General features: G+C 39.5%; 25 protein-coding genes and 3 pseudogenes. 9 read left to right on the plus strand and 19 right to left on the minus strand.

All coding sequences use genetic code 11. The annotated features are described in order from the left end of the window. Positions 1-9: 9 nt before the first annotated feature. Genes NST56_RS14175 through NST56_RS14210 form a run of 8 tightly spaced genes read right to left on the minus strand, consistent with a single transcriptional unit; the run spans position 10 to position 5020 of the window. Positions 10-753, minus strand: coding sequence for a class I SAM-dependent methyltransferase (locus NST56_RS14175; RefSeq protein ID WP_229146794.1), 744 nt, complete (start codon positions 751-753; stop codon positions 10-12). After that, on the minus strand, positions 750-1106 hold the full coding sequence (gene rsfS / locus NST56_RS14180; protein ID WP_010335011.1) for a ribosome silencing factor: 357 nt from the start codon (positions 1104-1106) through the stop codon (positions 750-752). Before rsfS ends, NST56_RS14175 begins: the two co-directional genes overlap by 4 nt. Positions 1107-1123: 17 nt before the next feature. After that, entirely contained in the window at positions 1124-1684 is a 561-nt protein-coding gene (gene yqeK / locus NST56_RS14185) for a bis(5'-nucleosyl)-tetraphosphatase (symmetrical) YqeK (protein ID WP_339177275.1), read from the minus strand. Beyond that, positions 1674-2243, minus strand: a complete 570-nt coding sequence (locus NST56_RS14190) for a nicotinate-nucleotide adenylyltransferase (RefSeq protein ID WP_339177278.1) — start codon at positions 2241-2243, stop codon at positions 1674-1676. Before NST56_RS14190 ends, yqeK begins: the two co-directional genes overlap by 11 nt. A 10-nt stretch (positions 2244-2253) precedes the next feature. Further along, positions 2254-2544, minus strand: coding sequence for a ribosome assembly RNA-binding protein YhbY (yhbY, locus tag NST56_RS14195; protein ID WP_326195918.1), 291 nt, complete (start codon positions 2542-2544; stop codon positions 2254-2256). After that, a complete protein-coding gene (gene aroE / locus NST56_RS14200) occupies positions 2544-3380 on the minus strand; it encodes a shikimate dehydrogenase (protein WP_339177286.1) in 837 nt (278 codons plus the stop codon). The genes yhbY and aroE overlap by 1 nt, the downstream gene beginning before the upstream one ends. Before the next feature lie 18 nt (positions 3381-3398). Then, on the minus strand, positions 3399-4499 hold the full coding sequence (gene yqeH, locus NST56_RS14205) for a ribosome biogenesis GTPase YqeH (protein WP_339177289.1): 1101 nt from the start codon (positions 4497-4499) through the stop codon (positions 3399-3401). A 2-nt stretch (positions 4500-4501) separates the two neighbouring features. Then, complete coding sequence (locus NST56_RS14210) at positions 4502-5020, minus strand: YqeG family HAD IIIA-type phosphatase (RefSeq protein ID WP_003226126.1); 519 nt, start codon at positions 5018-5020, stop codon at positions 4502-4504. 361 nt (positions 5021-5381) lie between these two features. On the opposite strand from NST56_RS14210, the gene NST56_RS14215 reads away from it, so the two are divergent. Continuing rightward, positions 5382-5522, plus strand: a complete 141-nt coding sequence (locus NST56_RS14215; protein WP_003226124.1) for a sporulation histidine kinase inhibitor Sda — start codon at positions 5382-5384, stop codon at positions 5520-5522. Between the two features lie 137 nt (positions 5523-5659). On the opposite strand, the gene NST56_RS14220 is transcribed toward NST56_RS14215, so the two are convergent. The 3 genes from NST56_RS14220 to NST56_RS14230 form a co-directional block, all read right to left on the minus strand. After that, positions 5660-5794, minus strand: coding sequence for a hypothetical protein (locus NST56_RS14220; RefSeq protein WP_268449338.1), 135 nt, complete (start codon positions 5792-5794; stop codon positions 5660-5662). A 77-nt stretch (positions 5795-5871) separates the two neighbouring features. Beyond that, the gene (locus tag NST56_RS14225; protein WP_010335020.1) at positions 5872-6600 is read right to left on the minus strand and encodes an SGNH/GDSL hydrolase family protein; all 729 of its coding nucleotides are present in this window, start codon (positions 6598-6600) and stop codon (positions 5872-5874) included. A 246-nt stretch (positions 6601-6846) separates the two neighbouring features. Beyond that, the gene (locus NST56_RS14230) at positions 6847-7599 is read right to left on the minus strand and encodes an N-acetylmuramoyl-L-alanine amidase (protein ID WP_339177292.1); all 753 of its coding nucleotides are present in this window, start codon (positions 7597-7599) and stop codon (positions 6847-6849) included. Positions 7600-7793: 194 nt separating this feature from the next. Between NST56_RS14230 and NST56_RS14235 the strand changes: the two genes are divergently transcribed. Next, positions 7794-8420, plus strand: a complete 627-nt coding sequence (locus NST56_RS14235; protein ID WP_229146777.1) for a TVP38/TMEM64 family protein — start codon at positions 7794-7796, stop codon at positions 8418-8420. 20 nt (positions 8421-8440) lie between these two features. Here NST56_RS14235 and gnd read toward each other — a convergent pair whose 3' ends face one another. Continuing rightward, a complete protein-coding gene (gene gnd / locus NST56_RS14240; RefSeq protein ID WP_339177295.1) occupies positions 8441-9334 on the minus strand; it encodes a phosphogluconate dehydrogenase (NAD(+)-dependent, decarboxylating) in 894 nt (297 codons plus the stop codon). Positions 9335-9635: 301 nt separating this feature from the next. Between gnd and NST56_RS14245 the strand changes: the two genes are divergently transcribed. Continuing rightward, positions 9636-10364, plus strand: a complete 729-nt coding sequence (locus NST56_RS14245; RefSeq protein WP_339177299.1) for a DUF308 domain-containing protein — start codon at positions 9636-9638, stop codon at positions 10362-10364. A gap of 33 nt (positions 10365-10397) precedes the next feature. Here NST56_RS14245 and NST56_RS14250 read toward each other — a convergent pair whose 3' ends face one another. Next, on the minus strand, positions 10398-10823 hold the full coding sequence (locus NST56_RS14250; RefSeq protein WP_010335025.1) for a NucA/NucB deoxyribonuclease domain-containing protein: 426 nt from the start codon (positions 10821-10823) through the stop codon (positions 10398-10400). 175 nt (positions 10824-10998) lie between these two features. Between NST56_RS14250 and sigK the strand changes: the two genes are divergently transcribed. Further along, the gene (gene sigK / locus NST56_RS14255; RefSeq protein WP_174754429.1) at positions 10999-11727 is read left to right on the plus strand and encodes an RNA polymerase sporulation sigma factor SigK; all 729 of its coding nucleotides are present in this window, start codon (positions 10999-11001) and stop codon (positions 11725-11727) included. A gap of 128 nt (positions 11728-11855) precedes the next feature. Here the strand turns inward: sigK and NST56_RS14260 are convergent. After that, positions 11856-12133: pseudogene (locus tag NST56_RS14260) on the minus strand (recombinase family protein); the annotation flags it as partial. Positions 12134-12669: 536 nt separating this feature from the next. Continuing rightward, positions 12670-13608, minus strand: coding sequence for a DMT family transporter (locus NST56_RS14265; protein ID WP_010335028.1), 939 nt, complete (start codon positions 13606-13608; stop codon positions 12670-12672). A gap of 269 nt (positions 13609-13877) precedes the next feature. On the opposite strand from NST56_RS14265, the gene NST56_RS14270 reads away from it, so the two are divergent. The 4 genes from NST56_RS14270 to NST56_RS14285 all read left to right on the plus strand — a co-directional run bounded on the left by NST56_RS14270 (position 13878) and on the right by NST56_RS14285 (position 16806). Then, entirely contained in the window at positions 13878-15353 is a 1476-nt protein-coding gene (locus tag NST56_RS14270; RefSeq protein ID WP_339182239.1) for a PLP-dependent aminotransferase family protein, read from the plus strand. A 305-nt stretch (positions 15354-15658) separates the two neighbouring features. Then, entirely contained in the window at positions 15659-16087 is a 429-nt protein-coding gene (locus NST56_RS14275; RefSeq protein ID WP_339177305.1) for a PfkB family carbohydrate kinase, read from the plus strand. A 37-nt stretch (positions 16088-16124) separates the two neighbouring features. Next, the gene (locus NST56_RS14280) at positions 16125-16262 is read left to right on the plus strand and encodes a bifunctional hydroxymethylpyrimidine kinase/phosphomethylpyrimidine kinase (protein WP_256203221.1); all 138 of its coding nucleotides are present in this window, start codon (positions 16125-16127) and stop codon (positions 16260-16262) included. Positions 16263-16518: 256 nt separating this feature from the next. Further along, positions 16519-16806 carry a hypothetical protein gene (locus NST56_RS14285; RefSeq protein ID WP_010335031.1) on the plus strand — a complete coding sequence of 96 codons (288 nt, stop codon included), beginning with the start codon at positions 16519-16521 and terminating at the stop codon, positions 16804-16806. A 111-nt stretch (positions 16807-16917) separates the two neighbouring features. Here the strand turns inward: NST56_RS14285 and NST56_RS14290 are convergent, their stop codons facing one another. The 3 genes and pseudogenes from NST56_RS14290 to NST56_RS14300 all read right to left on the minus strand — a co-directional run bounded on the left by NST56_RS14290 (position 16918) and on the right by NST56_RS14300 (position 19331). Continuing rightward, positions 16918-17802 (minus strand): EamA family transporter, encoded by an 885-nt coding sequence (locus NST56_RS14290; RefSeq protein ID WP_172850651.1) that lies wholly within the window; start codon positions 17800-17802, stop codon positions 16918-16920. A gap of 322 nt (positions 17803-18124) precedes the next feature. Beyond that, positions 18125-18312, minus strand: a pseudogene (locus NST56_RS14295) (peptidoglycan-binding domain-containing protein); the annotation flags it as partial. 527 nt (positions 18313-18839) lie between these two features. After that, the gene (locus tag NST56_RS14300; RefSeq protein ID WP_339177314.1) at positions 18840-19331 is read right to left on the minus strand and encodes a GNAT family N-acetyltransferase; all 492 of its coding nucleotides are present in this window, start codon (positions 19329-19331) and stop codon (positions 18840-18842) included. Between the two features lie 166 nt (positions 19332-19497). On the opposite strand from NST56_RS14300, the pseudogene NST56_RS14305 reads away from it, so the two are divergent. Further along, positions 19498-20006: pseudogene (locus NST56_RS14305) on the plus strand (ImmA/IrrE family metallo-endopeptidase). 24 nt (positions 20007-20030) lie between these two features. Here NST56_RS14305 and fumC read toward each other — a convergent pair. Further along, a complete protein-coding gene (gene fumC / locus NST56_RS14310) occupies positions 20031-21419 on the minus strand; it encodes a class II fumarate hydratase (protein WP_268506347.1) in 1389 nt (462 codons plus the stop codon). Between the last annotated feature and the right edge of the window lie 147 nt (positions 21420-21566).

Consider the following 21566-nt stretch of genomic DNA (forward strand, 5'->3'; position numbering starts at 1 on the left):
ACCATCGTCTTAGTAAACGATGGTTTTTGATTTCTGTGCTTTAAAGAACAGGCGTTCAGAGTGTGGTGACGGGGCTGAATCGGTAAAATCAGCGGTGACCTTATGAAACTGAAAACCGCAGCCTGCCAGCATTTCTTCGTATTCATCCACTCGGAACGTTCTTTGCTCATGTGTCTCGTCGAAGCGGTCGTACGCCTCTCCGTTCCAAACAAAAAACGTCATATCATGAATGGCGGAAAGCTCTTCACTACCGGCAAAGCTTTGCCAAATATAGCTGATATCTTCGTCTTGATCAGCAAACGTGCTGCCAGGAAAAACCTCGGTTATTTTATACGGTGAATGAACATCAAACAGCAATATGCCGTCCGGCTTCAGCACCTGAAATACACTTTTAAAGGTATTCATCACGTCATTTTTCGTTTTTAAATAATTCAAGGAGTCACAGCAGATCGCAACCGCATCAAACTGGCCTTCAAAGCCGGTAATCTCTCTCATATCCTGCTGAAGGAAAAGAATCGGCTGTTTAGCTGGTACTTTTTGCTGGGCGTATGAGAGCATTTCCTCACTGAGATCAATCCCAGTGACTTCAAAGCCTTTTTCGGCAAGCCGGATTGAAATTTCTCCGGTGCCGCATGCCAAATCGAGAATACGGCCTTTTTCCGGCAGAGATGCTTCAATCCACTCTGTCCATTTGTCGTAAGGTGCGTGAGACATTAACTCGTCATACACGCTTGCAAAGCCTTGGTAAATCATTGGTTCATTCCAAGTTCCAGGTCTGCGAGCGGAGCATCTCCCCACAGTTTTTCTAGGTTGTAATAGCTTCTTTCGTCCTTGTGAAACACATGGGCAATCACATCCCCAAGGTCAACTAATACCCATCTTGCCTCATCGAAGCCTTCCATCTTTTTGACTTCAATGCCGTTTTCTTCTGCCTGGTCCTTGATTTCACGCGCAATGGCCTGAACTTGTTTGTCTGAATTACCGTGGCAGATCAGAAAATAATCAGCAACCAGAGAAATTCCTTCCATATCCAGTGCTAAAATATCCTCTGCCCGCTTATCGTCGCAAGCCGCAGCTGCAATCTTTAAAATGGACTTTTGATTCATTCACATATTCCTCCTGTTCATTTGCCAGACACAAGCCAGTTATAAGTTAAACATGTATCTGGGAAAACCTGTTGATTTTTTTTCATTAGAAAAATCATTGTATTTTTGATCGACTGAATCAACGCACGATTCAAATCTGTTTCTGCTAATTCGCGCACCTCATCGACACCGGGAAATTTACGGCCTGGTTCAATATAATCGGCAACGTAAATGACTTTTTCCAAAAGCGTCATGCCCGGACGCCCAGAGGTATGGTATCTGATCGCGTCAAGAACATTTTCGTCATGAATTCCCGCTTCCCTCTGGACTAGGTAAGCGCCGACCGGAGCATGCCACAGCTCCGGGTTGTGATCTAACAGATGCGCGGGCATTTTTTCTCTGGCAATAATTTGTTTCATTTCTTCTTTTGGACGGAATTTGGCGTAATCATGAAAGATAGCCGCCGTTTCCGCTTTTTTGGAGTCGGCGCCAAAGCGCTCCGCAAGTTCAATCGCCGTGTTCATTACGCCAATTGTATGGATATATCGATGCTCGGTCAATTGCTGCTTGACGCAGGCAAGTGCCTCCTCACGATTCATATAAACCATTCTCCTCTACATACTTCTTCACTTTATCAGGGATTAAGTAGTCAGTGGGCTTCTTGCTTTTAAACCGTTCCCTTATCATAGTCGATGATACCTCAAACTCCGGAACGTCTGCAAAGAGAAGCGGATAAGGGGTTTCAACATGAAAACCGGGGCGCTTTACTCCGATAAATTGAATAAGGTTCAGCAGCTCATCCAGCTTATACCATTTCGGCAGGTATTCAATCATGTCAGCACCGATGATAAAGAATAGCTGATCATTCGGATATCGCTTCTTTAGTAGAGAAACGGTATCAAAGGTATATGACGGGCCTTCTCTTTCCATTTCAGCCAGCTGCAGCTTAAAGGATGGATTAGACTGAATAGCAAGCTTCAGCATTTCCACCCGATGAGTGCTGTCTGTATAGTCTTCATCCTGTTTATGGGGAGGAATTTGATTGGGCATAAACCAAATTTCGTCGAGCTCCGCCTGATACAGCACCTCATTCGCCATTAAAAGGTGACCGTTATGCGGAGGATCAAACGTGCCTCCGAAAATTCCGATTTTCTTCATTTCAACCACCTTAAGGAAGCTCGATTTGTTTATTTTCCTTTGATTCCTTATATAAAACAATCGTATTGCCGATCGTCTGAACCAACTCTGCGTGGCTTCCTTTTACAAGAGCTTCCGCAACATCGTTTTTATCGTCTTCACAGTTTTGAAGAACGCTGATTTTAATCAGCTCTCTCGCTTCAAGCGCTTCAGAAATTTGTTTAATCATGTTGTCATTGACTCCGCCCTTTCCTACTTGAAAAATCGGGCTTAAATGGTGCGCTTTTGAACGCAAGAAACGTTTTTGTTTTCCTGTTAGCATTATTTTCCTCCTAATTTCCCTACTACAATAGATCTCATTTTTTCAACATCAGGTTCATGTCCCGTCCACAAGCGGAAAGACAATGCCGCCTGCTCAACAAACATGCCGACTCCATCCAGTGTTTTCAGACCTTTTTGCTTTGCTTCTTTTAATAGTGAAGTCTGAATCGGATTATACACGATATCGCAAACAACCGCACTGCTTGCAGCACGCTGCAGCGAAAGCGGAATATCTTCCACGTTTGGATACATGCCTACAGATGTTGTATGGATAATTACATCATACTGCTCAAGCCGTTCTTCTGCTTCTTTTATGCTTAACACTTCTACATTGCGGAACGAGGGAGCAGATTCTGTGAGCTGTTTGGCTTTTTCTATCGTTCGATTGCAAATATCAAACTTTTCCGGATTGTCGCGGACGATCGTCGTAAAAATCGCTCTCGCTGCCCCGCCCGCGCCGATCATTAAGAAAGACAGCTCGGAGATTGGTTTGTCCAAAATTCTCATTAAAGATTTCACAAAGCCTTCTCCGTCTGTATTATATCCGACAAGTTTGTCTCCTTCTCTTCTGACAGTGTTAACGGCACCAAGCACTTTTGCGCTCTCATCAATATGATCGAGATGATCCATGATGGAAACCTTGTGCGGAACAGTCACATTGATGCCTTGTAGGCCAAGAGCTCTTATTCCTTTTACCGCATCTTCAAGACTATCCTCTTCCACCTTAAATGCATGGTAGTGTCCGTCCAAGCCAAGATCCTTCAAAGCCGCGTTATGGATATCCGGCGACATGGAATGCGCAATCGGATTTCCGATAACCCCGTACAGCTTCTTCATACCCCTCTCCCCTTTTTGTTAAATTAATGAGCGCCGAACAAATACGTGAACGCCTTTTGGCGCATAAGCCGTTATCTTTTTATCCGCGTCATGCACCGTTACCCAGCCTAACCCAGAAAAAACGATATCTGTCTTTTGCTCTTTCATCGTAAACGTATGGGCAACCAGTTCTGGAAACTCATCCATATCATCTTTTTCCGGCGGTGTGAGCAATTCTCCTGCGTGCTTTTCATAAAGCGCGTCAGCATTTTCCAGTTTCGTTCTGTGAATCATTAATTCATTCGGCATATAGCAGACAAAGGCAGCTCTTTCACCTGAAACATAATCAAACCTTGCCAGTCCGCCGAAATACAGCGTTTGCTGATCGTTTAGCTGAAATGTGCGCGGCTTCAGTTCCTTTTTGGGCGAAAGCACTTTTAAATCCTTTTTGTTTACATAGTGCGCCATTTGATGGTGATTGATAATTCCAGGTGTATCATAAAGCGCTGAGCCGTCATCTAACGGAATTTCAATCGCATCAAGAGTTGTGCCCGGGAATTGCGATGTTGTGATGATGTTGTCTTCACCGGACACTTCTTTGATAATCCGGTTAATGAACGTTGATTTCCCTACATTGGTACAGCCGACAACGTAAACATCCTTGCCGTTACGGTAATGTTCAATCGCATCAATGACTTCTCTGATCCCCTGGCCGCGTCCCGCACTGACCAAAAATACGTCAATCGGTTTTAAGCCAAGCTCTTTCGCTTCGCGCTTCATCCACTGGATCAGCCGTTCTCTTTTGAGCGATTTAGGCAGAATATCCGCCTTGTTTCCGACTAATAATATAGGATTTCCTCCGACTAAGCGCTGCAATCCATTAATCCAGCTGCCGTTAAAATCGAATATATCAACAATTTTAACGACGAGAGAATCGGTTTCTCCAATTCCATGAAGGATGTTTAAAAAGTCATCATCCGTTAAGGAAACGTCTTGTATTTCATTGTAGTTTTTCAGTCTGAAGCAGCGCTGGCAAATCACACTTTCTTTAGAAAGCGAAGCCGGCGGCGCGTATCCCAGACCGTTTTTGTCCTCGGTTTGGATTGAAACTCCGCAGCCGATACAAACAACCTTTTCCATTCTTATTCCTCCCACTGAATGTGCCCTTTTCGTTTGAGAGCACTCAGTATTCTGCGTTCGACCTGGCGGTTAAAACGCGTAATAAAGCCGTCTGAGGAAGCGACAGGCACGACCAGGATCGTATGGTAGCCGTTACGGTTCCCGCCGAGTACATCAGTCAGCAGCTGATCTCCGATGACAACACAGTCCTCTTTTTTCAGCTCCATATTGCGCACTGCTCTATTAAAGGCTTTGCCCATCGGTTTTCTTGCTTTATAGATGAATGGTATACCGAGCGGTTCCGAGAAAAGTTTTACTCTTCGCTCATTATTATTAGAGACAATCGTCACTTTAATGCCGTGCTCTTTCATTTCTTCAAACCACTCGATCAATCGCGGCGTCGCGTTTGGTCTGTCCCATTCAACAAGCGTATTGTCCAGATCAGTGATAATTCCTTTTACATTTCGTTCTTTTAATTTTTCAGGTGTAATATGAAAAATATTTTTTACAAACTCGTCAGGTAAAAAAAACTTTTTTAACAAAACCCGCACCCTTCCCTTTTCTTTCTCTTAAAATTAATGTCGAAAAAAATCGAACTTGCGCTTAAAGAAAAACTGAGCAAAAAAATTTCGACAAAAATTGGGTTTCTTCACCAGGTGTGGATAAATTTACACACACTATCCACTCTTATTACATCACTCTTTAGACAAATTATAAACATGATACTCACAAGTTATCCACTTTTTGGTGTGGATAACAGAACGATTGTTCTTATATGCAATTCATGGTAGATTAAAGATAATCTTCAGCTTCAGATGAACGCAACCTATAAATGTATGTCACAAAGTCATGAATGATTCCAACTATGAAGGAGGTGTCTCTCCCATTAATTGGGTTCCTAGCATGAGAAAATTGTCTGATGAACTATTAATAGAATCCTATTTCAAAGCCACCGAAATGAATTTAAACCGCGACTTTATCGAGTTAATCGAAAACGAAATAAAAAGAAGATCGCTCGGACATATTATTTCCGTATCTTCTTAATAGGAATTTGTCTATATTTTCCGGGCGTATTTCCTTTTTTTACTCAGATGACTGATATTATATCACTTCAGTTACGCGCTTTACTACTGTTTTCAGCAAAAAACACCCCTAAAAAGAGGTGTTTTCAGGGCTGGATTTTATGTGAACCAATACACTCCGCCCACAATCAGGAGAACAACAATCAAAACAACGATAAAAGCGTATCCGTATGATCTGCTTGCTCCATATGGCCAGCCGCCGAATGGATACGTGTATAAATACCCGCTGTACATGTGAAGCGCGCCTCCTTAAAAATGTTTCTATAACAGCCTATGTAGGAGAAATAAAACGGCTTAGGCCTTTGTCCGGATCAGCGCTTCAGGACCTGCCCATCTTGTATCCCTTCATAAACAACCCTTGCCCCTTTTGGTGTCATATGATTGCCTGAAGGATCTATCAAGCCGGATTGGATAAGCGCTTCATCAGTAGCTTCTCCACCGTCTGCTTCTATAAAGTGCTTCCAGTTGTCTACGAGAGGCACATTCATATGTTTCGCGACATCTCTTGTAATATCATTGTATGAGTTATGCCACTTTCTCGCCCCGCCTTTTGATTCAAAAGCAGCCGCTTTATACCTGGAATAGTAAAAGAGGTGATGCTTTCCGTTTCCTTCAATAATAGGAATACACGTCATTAAAACAGGCTTGATGCCGTGTTTTCTGCTTTCTTTTATAAAGTAAACCAGATTCTCTCTGAAACGCAGCTTTGACACTCTCGGCTTTCCTTCAGCCAGAATCGCGGCGTCATTAGTGCCAAACATAATAAAAAGATGCTTAGGTTTTTGATCGAGTACATCTGTTTGAAACCGTAAACGGGCATCTTCTGTCGTTTGTCCTCCAATTCCTGCATTGAGGATATCAAGATTCCCGCGTTCAGCCGTTTTTAATATATTGACCCACTGCTGCGCTTTTGGATAGTCACGATAATCCCAATTAGAGCCGCGTGTATTGCTGTCACCAAATGCTACCACGTCTTCGTATCCCCTTCCGCATCCTGCTGTAACGAACAGCACTAGGAAAAGGATGAACATATACTTCATCTTTACACCCCCAAAAGCTTCACCTTTATGTTATACCTCTGCTCTGTTTCATTCAACGCAGAGTTTTTTCGTTATAGCGTTCTCTCTATTGTTAACGTGTCCCTCTCGACTAAAATCATTCTGTTTCCATTAAGGGGTGATATATCTATTTCAGTTCCCGTCTTTTCCTGCGAAAAAACACTTCAGAGAGTTGATTGCAATAACCTGCTTCCGCCAGAGGAAACAGGCTACTGATTACCTCTGCATTTATTTTAATTTCGCTTTAAGCTTGGCCTTTGTTTTCGGTCCGTAGATACCATCAGCTTTTAATCCATTCATCAGCTGAAAACGTTTCACGGCATTTGCTGTTTTCGGTCCATAAATGCCGTCAATACCGTTATTCTTCGCACCTTTATCGGGGTAAAAATGAAGTGCTGCTAAAGCCTTTTGCAGCTGAAGAACTTTTGTGCCTTTTCTATAAGGCGCAGTAAGTTTTATTACTCCTGAAGGCAGAGGATAAGATTTGGGTGATTCTTTAGATGGCGTATCAGAGGAAGAAATTCCGTTTTTGAATGCACTCCATTGATTTAAGAGTTTGCGGGGACATTCTTTTCCGGACCATTTTTTGTGGGGAACAACACGATCCAGCGAAATATTGTGATCCTTCATCAATTTTTTGATCAGCCACTGCGCATTAGTTACTGCTTTGTCAAAATCGCCGTCTGCATTTTCACAGATTTCAATCCCGATTGATTTGCGATTCCCTGTTCCATCGGTGCCGTCGCCAGCATGCCACCCGTTTTCAGTAAGAGGCAGATGCTGATAGATGTCTGAATCGTCTACTGTAAAATGCCAGCTGACAGATGTACTTGGGTTTTTTACATAATCAGCGTGCATTTTTGCATCGGCACCTTTGGCGGTATTTGCTGTATTGTGCACCGTAATGTAGGCAGGTGTCATCGCATAGCCGGGACGGTTATCGTTTGATTTTGGTATAAAATCCTTTTTTATCGCTACCATTTCTATCCCTCCCTACTATTAAAGAATGCAGCAACGAGTGAAATGGACAGCCTATTTTACTAGCTAAAAAAGAATTGTATTTCCCCCCACTCGTATGACAGTTGAACCTCCGAAATGGTACAAGTTATACTAACGTAGATGCCGGAGATTCTGCCTCCTGACATCACCACAAGTGTTGGGAGTGGATAATTGATATGTTAAAAAAGACTTTAGGTATAATCTTGATCATCGCCGTTATTGCAGTCGGGTTTTATCAGAAAGAAGCTTGGCTTGATGCTATAAAAGCAGGCGGCTTGATCTCCGTTTTATGTAGTATGCTTCTGATTGCAGCCGACGTCTTTTTCCCGATTGTGCCGTTTGCAATTATTGCAGCTTTAAATGGCGCTGTGTTCGGAATTGCAAATGGCGTTTGGATTACACTGGCCGGTTCAATGCTCGGTACAATATTGCTATTTTTTCTCGCGAGGTACAGCTTTCGTGATTGGGCTAGGAAAAAAATAAAAGCTTACCCTGCTATAAAAGGATACGAGGCTTCCTTCGATAAAAATGCGTTTACCGCTGTTTTATTGGGAAGACTTATCCCTGTTATTCCTTCTCTTGTCATGAATGTTGTATGCGGACTAAGCAGTGTTCGGTGGCATGTTTTTTTCGTCGCCTCTTTAATAGGAAAAATCCCAAATATTTTAGTTGTTACCATTGCCGGCGCCAATTTCTCCAGCAACAAATTACTATCCTTCAGTATTTACGGGGCCTACGTTCTGATCCTGATGCTGATCATATATAAAAAGTTTCCTCATCTTGTGAAAGTGTCAAAAAAATAAGGGCGGCCCGCTTTGCCCCCTTACTTTTTTTCTGTTGCATGTCCTCCAAATTCATTACGGAGCGCAGCAACGACCTTTCCTGTAAACGTATCGTCTGTTAACGAACGGTATCTCATCAAGAGCGACATCGCGATCACCGGGGTGGCTGTCTGCAAATCTAGTGCCGTTTCCACTGTCCATTTCCCTTCCCCTGAGGAATGCATGACGCCTTTGATCTGTTCCAGCTTCGCGTCTTTAGAAAAAGCTCGCTCAGTCAGCCCCATAAGCCACGACCTTATGACAGATCCATGATTCCATACCCTTGCAACTTTCTCGTAGTCAAACTCAAACGGGCTTTTTTCCAGCACTTCAAATCCTTCGCCAATAGCAGCCATCATTCCGTACTCAATGCCATTATGAATCATTTTCAAAAAGTGCCCGGTGCCCGCTTCTCCGGCATATAAATATCCATTTTCAACAGCAGTATCCCGAAATAGCGGCTCGGCAATTTCCCATGCTTCCGGGTCTCCCCCCACCATAAAACAGGCTCCGTGCCGTGCACCTTCCATTCCGCCCGACGTCCCCGCATCGAGATAATAGATACCCGCTTCTTTCATATGATTATAGCGGCGAATCGATTCTTTATAATGAGAATTTCCGGCTTCGATGATAATATCACCTGTGCTTAATAAAGGTGTCACATCACCCAAAACAGTATCGACCACACCATGGGGCACCATAACCCATAGTATTCGTGGCATGTCTAATGAAGAAATCAACTCTTTTATACTCGTTGTCCCCTCAGCCCCATAAGATATCAGTTCATCAACAGCAGCTTGGTTCACGTCATAACCGATTGCTTGATGATTGCGGTCGATCAATTGCTTTCCTATGTTGATGCCCATTTTCCCTAAGCCGATCAATCCTATTTTCATGTGAGTTCCTCCTGGTTGTCTAAACTCTAAAGCCCTTACTCTTTATGTTCCCTGTGAACTGTATTGTGATACATCCTGTTTTCTCAAACAAAAAAACAAAAGCGGTCCGTGATCAGCCAGAGTGATTTCTTTTCCCGTGTCATATCGTTTCTGTATGATCTTTATCAGAAAGAGGGTGTGATAATCATTTGGCGCCTTCATGTATTACAGCAGAAATCGTGGAAACATCCTTGTTTCCCTCTCTATTTAAGTTAAAATATGGGGAGAGATTCAATTTATTTCTAGCTAAGAAGGTGACAACTTGCAGGATCAAACACAAACAATCATTGGAATTAAGAAAACCGCGAAATGTATATTATACGTTACACTTGCAATCATCGGTCTTCTCATTGGTTATTTCTTTCATCAGCTTGCGAAATGGGCATTATCCCTGCCGTGGATTCCATTAGAAGGCCCTCTTCGGCTTGTTGCCTCTTTTCACGGATCACCGGTGAAGTTTATCACCGCGCTGCTTGGCCTGATTGCCGGTATATGGTTCGCTCATTCAATCATCAAATTGCTATTAACTGTACACATTACAGATGACTCCGTGAAATTAATGAAAGGCAAGCATGTTCAAACGATCAACTCGGAAGACATTGCTCTGGTATTTATTGATCATAAACGGCTTGTCCTCTTAGGAACAGACGGATATGAACTGGCACGTGAAGAAATAGATGAAAAACCTAAAATCATTGAGCAGGCCTTTAAAAAACACCATTACATATGGTCGGCAGAAGGTGACCCGTTTAAAGATAAATTTCGACGATGGGTACCTGAATCACCCGATCTCTCTCCAAGCGCTCATGCTATATTGAAGGCTCGTCAGAAAGCACTGAAAAAAGAGGAAACAGTCGACATTGAAGATTTTCGTCTTGAACTTGCAAAGATCGGGATCGTTGTACGTGAAGAAGGCCCACGCCAGTATTGGCGAGAAGCAGAAACGTACCCTCCTCAGGAAAATCAGCCTAGCGGCAACATAGGATCATAGCAAAAGAGGCTCAGAATTGAGCCTCTTCTTTTATTACTGAACAATAAACAACACTTTGGTGCCATCTGGATAACCGCTCATTTGATTTCCTACCCATGAACCGGCGCCGCGATTATCAGAAGGCGTTACATAGCGGACATCGGCTCCGGCGCCTCCTTCTTCACAAACTGCCATCGGCCATTCATCCCGATCGTAGCCAGGCTTCGTCGGAATTCCTTTTAATGATTCCTCCCGCCTTTTGTCCGCTCCATCACGATCAATTGTACATATATCAGAATGTCCTTCGGCAATCGCATCTCTTATATGATCCCCGGTTTCCGGATAACGAGACAACGGAAAATATAAAACTTTGTCATATAAAGCAGCCCCCTTGACCTGTTGCGGAGCCGTCATATCCTTTCCCAATAAACAAAGAAAAGCTGCTGCCGCCAGAAGAAGCATTGCCATCCATCTTTTCATCCTCATCCCCCCATACAGTTACGTTCATTTAAATGTATGGGGGCAGCGTAAAGATTATTTTAAAAAACAAAACCTAAGCTCTCATTGAGAAATTTCCCGGTACAGACACAGACAGCCTTCCGATCACATACATTGACATATAGGCTTTTGCCTACATAATCATGTGGAGGTGACGATGGTGACAGGTGTTTTCGCAGCGCTCGGTTTTGTAGTTAAAGAGCTTGTCTTTTTAGTATCTTACGTGAAAAACAATGCCTTTCCACAACCGCTCTCAAGCAGCGACGAAAAAAAATACTTAGAGCTCATGGCTAAAGGGGATGAACATGCCAGAAACATGCTGATTGAGCATAATCTTCGCTTGGTCGCCCATATTGTAAAAAAGTTTGAAAATACAGGTGAAGACGCAGAGGACTTAATCTCCATCGGAACAATCGGGCTGATCAAAGGAATTGAAAGCTATTCCGCCGGAAAAGGGACAAAACTGGCGACGTATGCTGCGCGATGTATTGAGAATGAAATCCTCATGCATTTGCGAGCATTGAAAAAAACAAAAAAAGACGTGTCCCTTCATGATCCGATCGGGCAGGATAAAGAAGGGAATGAAATAAGCCTGATCGATGTCCTGAAATCAGAAAATGAAGACGTGATTGATACAATCCAGCTCAATATGGAGCTTGAAAAAGTGAAGCAATACATTGACATTTTAGATGACCGTGAAAAGGAAGTAATTGTCGGACGGTTTGGGCTTGATTTAAAGAAGGAAAAAACGCAGCGTGAAATTGCCAAAGAACTTGGTATTTCGCGCAGCTATGTATCAAGGATTGAGAAACGGGCGCTGATGAAGATGTTTCATGAGTTCTATCGGGCGGAGAAGGAAAAGCGGAAGAAAGCGAAGGGGAAATAATGCAGAAGAAGCCGGATCTAATATGCCGGCTTTCTCTCATTCAATGCTTCTTTTAAAACTTTCGAAACTAATGGAGACAGAATATACGATAGAGGCATGAAAATGCTTCCAGCTAACCACTTGTCTCACTCTCTCAACTCGTCAGCACTGATAAGCTCAATGATCATTTCCGTAAAGACGATCAGGATCGTAGCAGATGACTTGACTTATAAGTCCTTCGCTTGCATCCTCTCTCAAGCGATTCAAAGCCCGACGTTCTAAAAGCTCCCCGGAAAACCCTTCATCGGCATACTTCAGCACATCCTTAGTCCCCGCTTTCTTTATGCATGCCTCGATTTGGCTGTCGATGCTCGATCCCTTGATCGCTTGTTCCTCGGTCGGATACCCTTACATATATTGCTGTCACCCTGGATCTCCTTCCTATAACGTTTTATTAAATAATGATAGTAATTGTTAATGCATTTGTCAGCTTGCGGTCCCTCGATGATTATCACCTTCATAAAATGCATCACCCCTTGGGTAATGCTATGTAGGAGCTGTTTGTCCAAATGAGGAGATTTTCAATGAGTATAAAAAAGCAGTAAAAAAACCGATGGTAAAACCACCGGTTTTTCACTACACTAATTAGGCCCTCACATGGTAAATCTATATCATTGGTTATGAAAACTTAATTTTTATTACCTTCTTTATATTCACTTTGATCATTTCTATCGTTATATGAAATATGGTTAAAAAATGGTGAGCTAAAACGATAAAGATATCAACCTGTTCATTTGGTATCCTCATTCTTTAAGTACCACAATAAAATGGGCTCTGTTTTTAGGTTATTAAACCACTGAATATTTTTATGGTATTGCACGTGTCACTAATGCCAATAACCACTATATCACTTTCCACATTCAAAAGTTTCCATCCAATTTAAAAAAGCTGGCGAGAGATAGTTTATCCCACACTCTTTTTAGTATTGTTAATCCGTCTATGTTTTTTCGCCCATAGTCTACCAATATAACCAGTACCAAATAGTACACCAGCCACAATAAATACAAATCCGATTAATTGTGAAGTTGTAATTGTTTCATTTAAAAAAATAGCGGAAAATACAAGTCCAAAAAATGGAACAAAGTTGTTAAATATGGCTGTTTGACCTGCACCTATCTGCTGAATAGCTGCATTAAAAACAATATATCCAATTCCCGTTGCCACTAACCCTGATACGATAAATAAAAAGTAAGTAAATAAAGATGCAGAAGTCATTTCACTGACCCCTCCAGGTTCGGTTATAAAACTAATAATCAACAATCCAATTGAGCCAGCTAGGTACATGATTGTTGTTACCTGTTTTGAATCAAGTGTTTCTGTTGCCTTTTTTACGAAAATAAAACTAATGGCTTGGACAAACATGGCAATCATTAAAATTAATTCTCCCTGAGATAATTGCATGTTACTGAATGATCCACCCTGAATAAAGAAGACGCCGGTTAATGCTAGAATAAAACCAAGCACTCGTAATTTTGTTAATTGTTCACCTAAAAAGAGAACAGCAAGTATTGCAGTTGTGAGTGGAACTAATGCAAGAATTAAAGAAGCATTCGAAGCATCAATCATTGTTAAGCCTACTGCTATTAGCGAATGGTGTAAGATGACACCGAATAACATTCCAAGTAATGTATAAATCCATTCCTTTTTCGATAAACGACGAAATGATTTCCCCAGAACGATCATGATTAATGCTGTAATCCCAGCCATCATAATTCGAAAAGCTGTCATTGTTTGAGGGGGTAAATCTTCCACCAATACTTTAATTATAACAAGATTAAGTCCCCAAATAGCTGTAACAAAAAACACTAAACCGTAAGTTAGTAATAAGCGTTTTTGATTCACAAGTTACTCCTCCATTTTCCAAGTGTAATGCTATGTTCAACTATAAGTGCCATATTACTTTAACGTTTGTATAACACTCAACACATTTCTATAACACTTAACCTTTGTGTTTTCATCTGTGGAACTACTGTATGAAGACTTACTTAATAATGTTTTATTCTTATGTGTGAATAACTTTCATTCAAGGGTTAAAATAAATATATTAAAATCTGCTATAGGAAATAAGTCTATAACACTAACCAAATGTATAACACTTAGGAGGATTTATGGTGCAAATTGATATTCAAAGAAATAAAGGGGAATCACTATCTAAACAAATATATCAATCTATTGTTGACCGAATCCGTTCAGGACTTTTGGAAGAGGGATCGAAATTGCCTTCTGTACGTAGTCTTTCCAAACAACTGGAAGTAAGTTTGGTTACAGCTGTCAAGGCGTACAAACAATTAGAACAAGATGGATTTGCTACTTCTATCCAAGGAAAAGGTACTTTTGTAAAAGCAAAAATAAGCGAGAAAAAGAAAGTAGAAGCAATGCCTTCATATGATTGGCAATTATCACTTCAAGATTATCTACCAAGATCCCAGTTTTCTCGTTATCATATTGCTCCTCAAAAAGTTCATCTTTCATCGTCCATGATAGATCCTAAACTACTTCCAAACAGATATTTTGAGCATGAGGTACAACAGGTTCTTTCGGAGAATCCAGAGTTATTGTCTATATACGGGAATGTTCAAGGTGATAACCAACTAAGGAGTGAAATGTCTGCCTATTTAAAAAGGTCAGGGGTTACTTCTACACCAGAAAATATCTTAGTTACAAGTGGTCTTCAACAAAGTATAGATCTTGTTGCTCGTACATTTATTGGACCTGGGGATGTGGTAGTAATGGAAGCACCGACATACCCGGGGGCAATTGATATCTTTCGGGGAAGAGGTGCTACCATACTTACGGTGCCTGTTGATAAAGATGGAATGCGAATAGATATACTCCAAAACGTGTGTGAAAAACATAAACCAAAAGTTATCTTTACAATTCCTACATTTCATAATCCAACAGGTGTTGTTATGTCTCTAAAACGACGTAAGCAGTTACTTGATATAGCCGGGAGTATCCATTGTATTATCGTGGAGGATGATCCATGCAGTGAGATTTATTTTGAAAAAAAACCACCTGTAACCCTTACAAGCATGGATCAGTTTGGTAATGTAATTTATTTAAGAGGATTGAGCAAAACGATTGCTCCGAGTTGCAGAATAGGAATATTAACGGCTTCTGGCTCTATTTTCAATCGTTTATTAGCTGCAAAAGCAAATGCTGATTTAGGAAGTCCTTTACTTACACAGAAGGCTATTCTTCCCTTGATTAACTCTAAAAGAATGATAGATCACTCAAAGAAGTTGAGGACGGCTCTAAAAATCCGAAGAGATTTAGTTCTTGATTTACTTACAAGTCTTTCTCCTGAGGGTGTATCTTGGACGATACCAGAAGGAGGATTAAATTTATGGATCAGTTTGCCTTCTTGGATTAATAGTCATCTTCTTTTATCAGAAGCAAAAAAACAACAGATAACATTTTTACCAGGATCAGCATGTTATCCAGCAGGGCAAGAAAATAATCATTTGCGTATTAGTTACTCATATATAAATGAGGAACTATTAACACATGGAATTACAACTTTATGTAATATCTTTCATGCTGCGATTTCATCCCAAAAAACAAGTGAAAATAGGCCGAATTTTTAAAGTAATCATTGATAATATAGACTGATTTTTAGTTTTCATCGTCAACTCCTAAGAATCTTCAAAACAGCTTATATTTCGAAGATTCTTAATCGTATTTAATATAAGTGATCACAAGTCCTCAATAATATTCAAATGTCTGTCGGTTATTGAAATAATCTTCGTTTTGGATCATGGGTATCTTAGCCGCTTTTCTTCAATATATTCCACAACAGCTGATTACCTTGTTAAGGCTAAAATAAAGAGAGCATATATATTAGGAAATTCATGCAGACTTAACAACCTTCCAGGAGCAGCAAGTATTTGGAATGGCTGTTATTACATCAGTTGTTGCTCAAAACACACTTGGTGTGAAAAGTTTTGAGGAGGTATCTCTGAATAATATATCTCAGCAAATAGACTGTGTCATCGGAGATATAAAACCGGATGCTGTAAAAACTGGTATGCTTGCAAGCGTGGAAATTATAGAACTGATAGCTGAAAAATTAAAAGCGGCTAATATCCAATCGTATGTGATGGACCCGGTTATGGTTGCTAAAAGCGGGCACCATCTGCTTCCTAAGGATGCCGTTAATCATTTGAAAAAATTATTAATACCTCAAACAACTGTTATTACACCAAATATTCCAGAAGCGGAAGTAATAATCGGCAAATCAATAAAAACTATACAGCAGATGCGTGATGCTGCTAAAGAAATTGTGGAAGTATATGCGGCAAAGAGTGCTGTCGTAAAATGAGGGCATTTGAACGGAGAAGCTCGCGATATTATGTACTTTGACGAGGCCCTTCGAGGAATTTGTTTCTCCTCGCTTTGATACAAAACATACCCATGGAACAGGCTGTACTTTTTCTGCCGTTATAACTGCAGAGCTAGCAAAGCAGCACAGTATACCGAGAGGACGCAAAAGTTAAGGTAACTAGTGCCGTTAAAAGTTTCAGACAAGGATTTATCACTGCTATATTGAACCCAAAAACAACCATAAAAAATTGGATAATCCGTATCTGAAAAAAGGCGATAGATTTTATTTAGATAATTTGCACAAGGATCATTTAGAAGTTTTCGATAAAAGAGGAAATTTAAGAGTAGTGTTGAATTTGGATGGAACATTGAACGAAGTTAAGACTAAGAATGCCATTGGAAGAAAATTAAAATAGGTGGTTATAATAGATGACAAATATTGATAAAATTTTTAGTGCTTTAAAAGAATTAAATGAAAAATATAATCATACATTAATTTCAAAAGAAGAACTTTTAGAAGAAGAGGAAAATATTAAAGAACTTCCGCAAATACATGAAAGAATGAATAAAGTTTTAGCTAACTTAAGTCAAATTGAAGATAAAGAAAAACTAACTTCTGAATTAGTACAGTTACATTTAGTAATAGGTGATATAGAATGGCAATTTGACCAAATACATGAGATGGTTAGACAGGTAATACAAAATTTTGAGGATTAATATTATAAAAAAGGCCCTCTTTTCAAGAGGGCCTTTTTAATTTCAATGACGGTTCAATTTTCTCTTTAGTCTTAGGTCCATAAATGTCGTCCTAAGTAACCCACACATAGACTAAAATCGTTTGACGCACTCTTGTGTTCTGCGAAACCTTATTTCACTAGCAAAAGTAGACCCTAGTAAAAGAACTCCACCTATAATTTGTAATAGCGTGAATTGCTCTTGTAATATTAGACCAGAAATGAGAATAGCCACAAATGGGTCAACATAACTCAACACAGCTATGCTCTGACCTTTTAATTTTTCCATGCCAGAGAAAAACAACCAGAACCCTATTCCTGTGTTTACAATCCCCAGAAAGATTATAAAAGGAATTGATGATGATGATACACTTAGCATGTTAAGTCCTTCTGTAATAAGGACGTATGGTAGAAGAATTAAAGCTGTGACCAACAGTTGGATAATGGTTACTTCCAGCCGATTCATCTCTTTAATAAACTTATTTAACAACATTAACGCAGCATAAAATGCAGCTGCAATTAACCCCAAAATAATCCCAATTAAATCCTCTCTTCCGGATGCACTAACACCATTTCCGACAATGAACATCATCCCTAATACTGCTACGAAGATACATATTACTTTTTTAAATGAGAGTTTTTCCTTTAAAAAAATAGGTGAAAGTAACATCACAAAAACAGGCGCAAAATAATAACCTAACGTGGCATTCGTTAGAGTTGTATACTCATAGGATTGATAAAGAAATATCCAATTTCCTCCCAAAGCAATGCCCGATAAAAAAAGAAATATCCCACAACTTTTTATTTTTTGCCAGGAGAAGCTTTTTCTCTTATTAATAAACACAAGTGTTAAAAAGAGAAAACCAATTGAGCTACTTAAAAATGCTGTTTCACTCGAAGATAAGTCAATGTATCTCACAATTAAACCAATTGTACCAAAAATAATCATTGATAATATAAACTGTATGCTAGATTTCATTTTCTACTCCTTCGAATCTGCGAAACAGCTTATATTTCGCAGATTCTTAATCTGTTTTAAATATAAGCGTGTTTATGAGCAGAAACGGTGGTGGTGGAGAAGTAGCAAGTCTAACACTCGGATTTGTCATTGAATTTGATAATGGCATAAATAAACCAACCTCCAGTTTTTTTTTGGTTAGATAAGTATATAATAAAAATATTTGGATGTATATTAAGAATTTTTGGATATAAAGGTTGTAGTGGCTAATGGCAAAAGTCACTCAACCAAAATTGTGCTATTTAAAAGGATAAAGAGCTGTTTTATTATTCTTAGAGCTTGTTCAGTTCCTCTTTGATAGAGCTTCAAGTTTGGCTTTAGTCTTAGGTCTATAAATTCCATCAGCAGATAGTCCATGAACTGAAATCGTCTAACTGCATCTGCTGTTTTCGGTCCATATACGCCGTCGATACCGTTATTCTTCGCACCTTTGTCCGGGTAGAAATAAAGAGCAGCAAGTGATTTTTGAATCCCTTACAAACCCTTACGTGGCAAGGGTTTTTGTTGTTTTTCTCATTTATATTTTCATTTATGTTTCTTTTACATTTTCATATATAAAAAGAAGTGCCTGATTACATAAGGAGCGTTTATTGTGAAGAGAACCATTGAATTTTTTTAAGTTTGACAGGGAGCCTACTGGGTGTTGTAGCATCTATTCTAGCTCTAGGTATCGCCTATTTAGATTTATTTTTTCATTTGATCAGATACTTTGATATGACAAGCGACCTTCTTGTTGGAGCATGGGGGTCTTTGATCTTTTCATGTATTGGATTTACTGCTTCAATTTTTGTCTTATTCAAACCAAAGTTGAGCAGTATTCTACTTTTGTCTCAGGGATTGGAGGACTTATATGTGTTGATTGGTTCTACTTAATACCAGCAATACTTATGATCATTCCTGGAATCATGGTGTTCATTAGAAAAGATAAAATAAATTCAAGAAGAGCCTTCTAAGAGACTCTTCTTTTTATAACTTTATGAAGCTTCAATTGACTTCGTTTATATTTGCCTTTTATACCTTAAAGAGATATAACCATCTGTATTCTCCTCATATTGTAACGTGAAACCTTTTGCTTCATAAAAAGGTATCCCTTTTTGATTTCCTTTCTGTACAGAAATCCATTGTTCAGTAGCATGAAATTCTTTTTGCTGTTTGGTTATCGCATCGAGCAATAGACTGCCAATTCCCTCATTCCTCCTGTCGGGACTTAAATATAAAACATATATTTCTCCGGATGTACCACTAATCATTCCACCCGCTCCTGCTCCAATAACTGTGTCATTTTCCAAAGCAACAAAATAACCGCCCCATCCTTTGGTTGAACTCGACACTTCTTTTAATATTCTATCTGGATTATAAAACTCTCTTATAATCGATTCTAAGTAATCTTTTGGATAGATATCTCGATATGTTGCCCAATTGGCATCCGAGCAAACTTTTGAGATCCCTTGCACATGGGTTAAATTCGCCTTGCAAATATGTATCATCATAAGCCCTCCTTACAAGTACTAAATACAATCTCGTTCATAAACATTCCTTTTTCCTTGTGAAGTCAATTCTATTTAGATGCATTTTCCTATGAAAAAAGTCTTAGTTTCCCCTATAATATTTAATAAATCCAATTTTTGGATTGTCGTCTTTAAGGAGGTTTTCATCTTGAGGTATACAAACAGTCATTTAGAGGATGGATTGAAAACTTATACAGGAAGATTGATATGACAGAGCCTGAACAAATTAATTTTGAACGGATTGCCGAGGCTTTAGATATCAGGCTTTAAACCTGTTACAAGCTTCGCGCTTAAACACAGTGGAATTTATAATACATGCTTGGACAGCCGAAAAAGCCGAGTTGAACAATGGTATGATTTCGCTCATGAATTTTGCCATATATATAGACATGAAGGCGATAAAAAAACAATGCCTGCAACTTGGACTGATTATTTAGAGTGGCAGTCCAATTATTTTACATATTACTTTTGCATTCCAACTTTCATGTTGCGTAATATTTATCTTTCGTACATACAATCACATGCAATTGAAAATGGGCTTGGCTTTTTAGTTTGAACATATATTACAGGAAGCTGACCCAACATTTATTTAATCAACCAGTGACGAAAAATCTGTGCACCCCCCTTTTGAATAAGGAAAAACTAGTTACTGATTAGTAACTAGTTTTTATCTTAAAAGATTTAAATGTTTGGTTTCACCATATCTTCTGGCTTAACCATTTCATCAAATTGTTCTTCCGTTAATAGTTCGAGTTGGACCGCAGCCTCTTTTAACGTTAAGCCTTCTTTATGAGCAAACTTAGCAATTTTCGCAGCTTTTTCATATCCGATATAAGGATTCAATGCTGTGACAAGCATCAAAGATCCGGAAAGATTTTCTTTAATGGTTTTCGTATTAGGTTCAATACCAACCGCGCAATGATCATGAAAGGATTTTATTCCATCACCCAGTAACTGCACGGATTGAAGGAAGTTATAGATAATAACTGGCTTAAATACATTTAGTTCAAAGTTGCCCTGACTTGAAGCAAAACCAATAGTTGCGTCATTCCCCATAATTTGAGCCGCAATCATGGTAAGGGCTTCACATTGAGTAGGGTTAACTTTGCCGGGCATAATGGAGCTGCCAGGCTCATTTTCCGGGATTGAAATTTCCCCGATACCACAGCGAGGACCGCTTGCAAGCCATCTAACATCGTTCGCAATTTTCATTAAGTCAGCAGCTAATGCCTTCATAGCACCATGTACATACGTTATTTCATCATGACTGGTTAAGGCATGAAACTTATTCGGTGAACTTTTAAACTGTTGGCCTGTAAACTTCGAGATTTCCTCTGAGACAACTTCTCCAAACTGTGGATGTGCATTAATGCCTGTCCCTACAGCCGTACCCCCGATAGCAAGCTCACGCATTTTTTCAGTTGCTTCCAAAATCATTTCTTTCGAACGATCAATCATATACACCCAACCGCTAATTTCTTGTCCAAGGGTTAAAGGTGTAGCATCTTGAAGATGTGTACGACCTATTTTTACAATGTCATTGAATTTTTTTGCTTTTTCATCTAATGTGTTCCGAAGTTGATCAAGTGCAGGAACTAATTGTTCATAGATAGCTAATACACCTGCAACATGCATCGCTGTTGGGAAAGTGTCATTCGAACTTTGACTGCGGTTGACATCATCATTTGGATGTATGGTTTGTATAGAGCCTTTCTCTTTTAATAAAGCTGTTGCAAGGTTTGCTATCACTTCGTTAACATTCATATTGCTTTGTGTACCGCTTCCCGTCTGCCAAACAACGAGTGGAAAATTGTCATCATATTTGCCTTCAAGAATCTCATCACAAACTGCTGTAATAACCTTTGTTTTTTCACTATCCAAATTACCTAGACGATTATTAGCAATAGCTGTACTGCGCTTCAATATAGCAAAAGCTTTAACAATACAGATAGGCATTTTTTCAGAACCTATCTTGAAGTTCTCTTTACTACGTTGTGTTTGCGCTCCCCAAAACTTATCAGCAGGCACCTTTATTTCTCCAAAAGTATCTTTTTCAATTCGATAGTTCATTAAAATAATCCTCCTTCTGAATACACAATTAGTTTATAATTCATATAAAAATTCATATATTTTTTCGATAAATTGATCATAACACTAATAAATTATGATGTATAATGCATAATAAATATGATTTTAATTCATTTATGTAATGATTTA

The sequence above is a fragment of the Bacillus sp. FSL R5-0560 genome, from assembly GCF_037966305.1.
Classification (GTDB): Bacteria; Bacillota; Bacilli; order Bacillales; family Bacillaceae; genus Bacillus; species Bacillus mojavensis.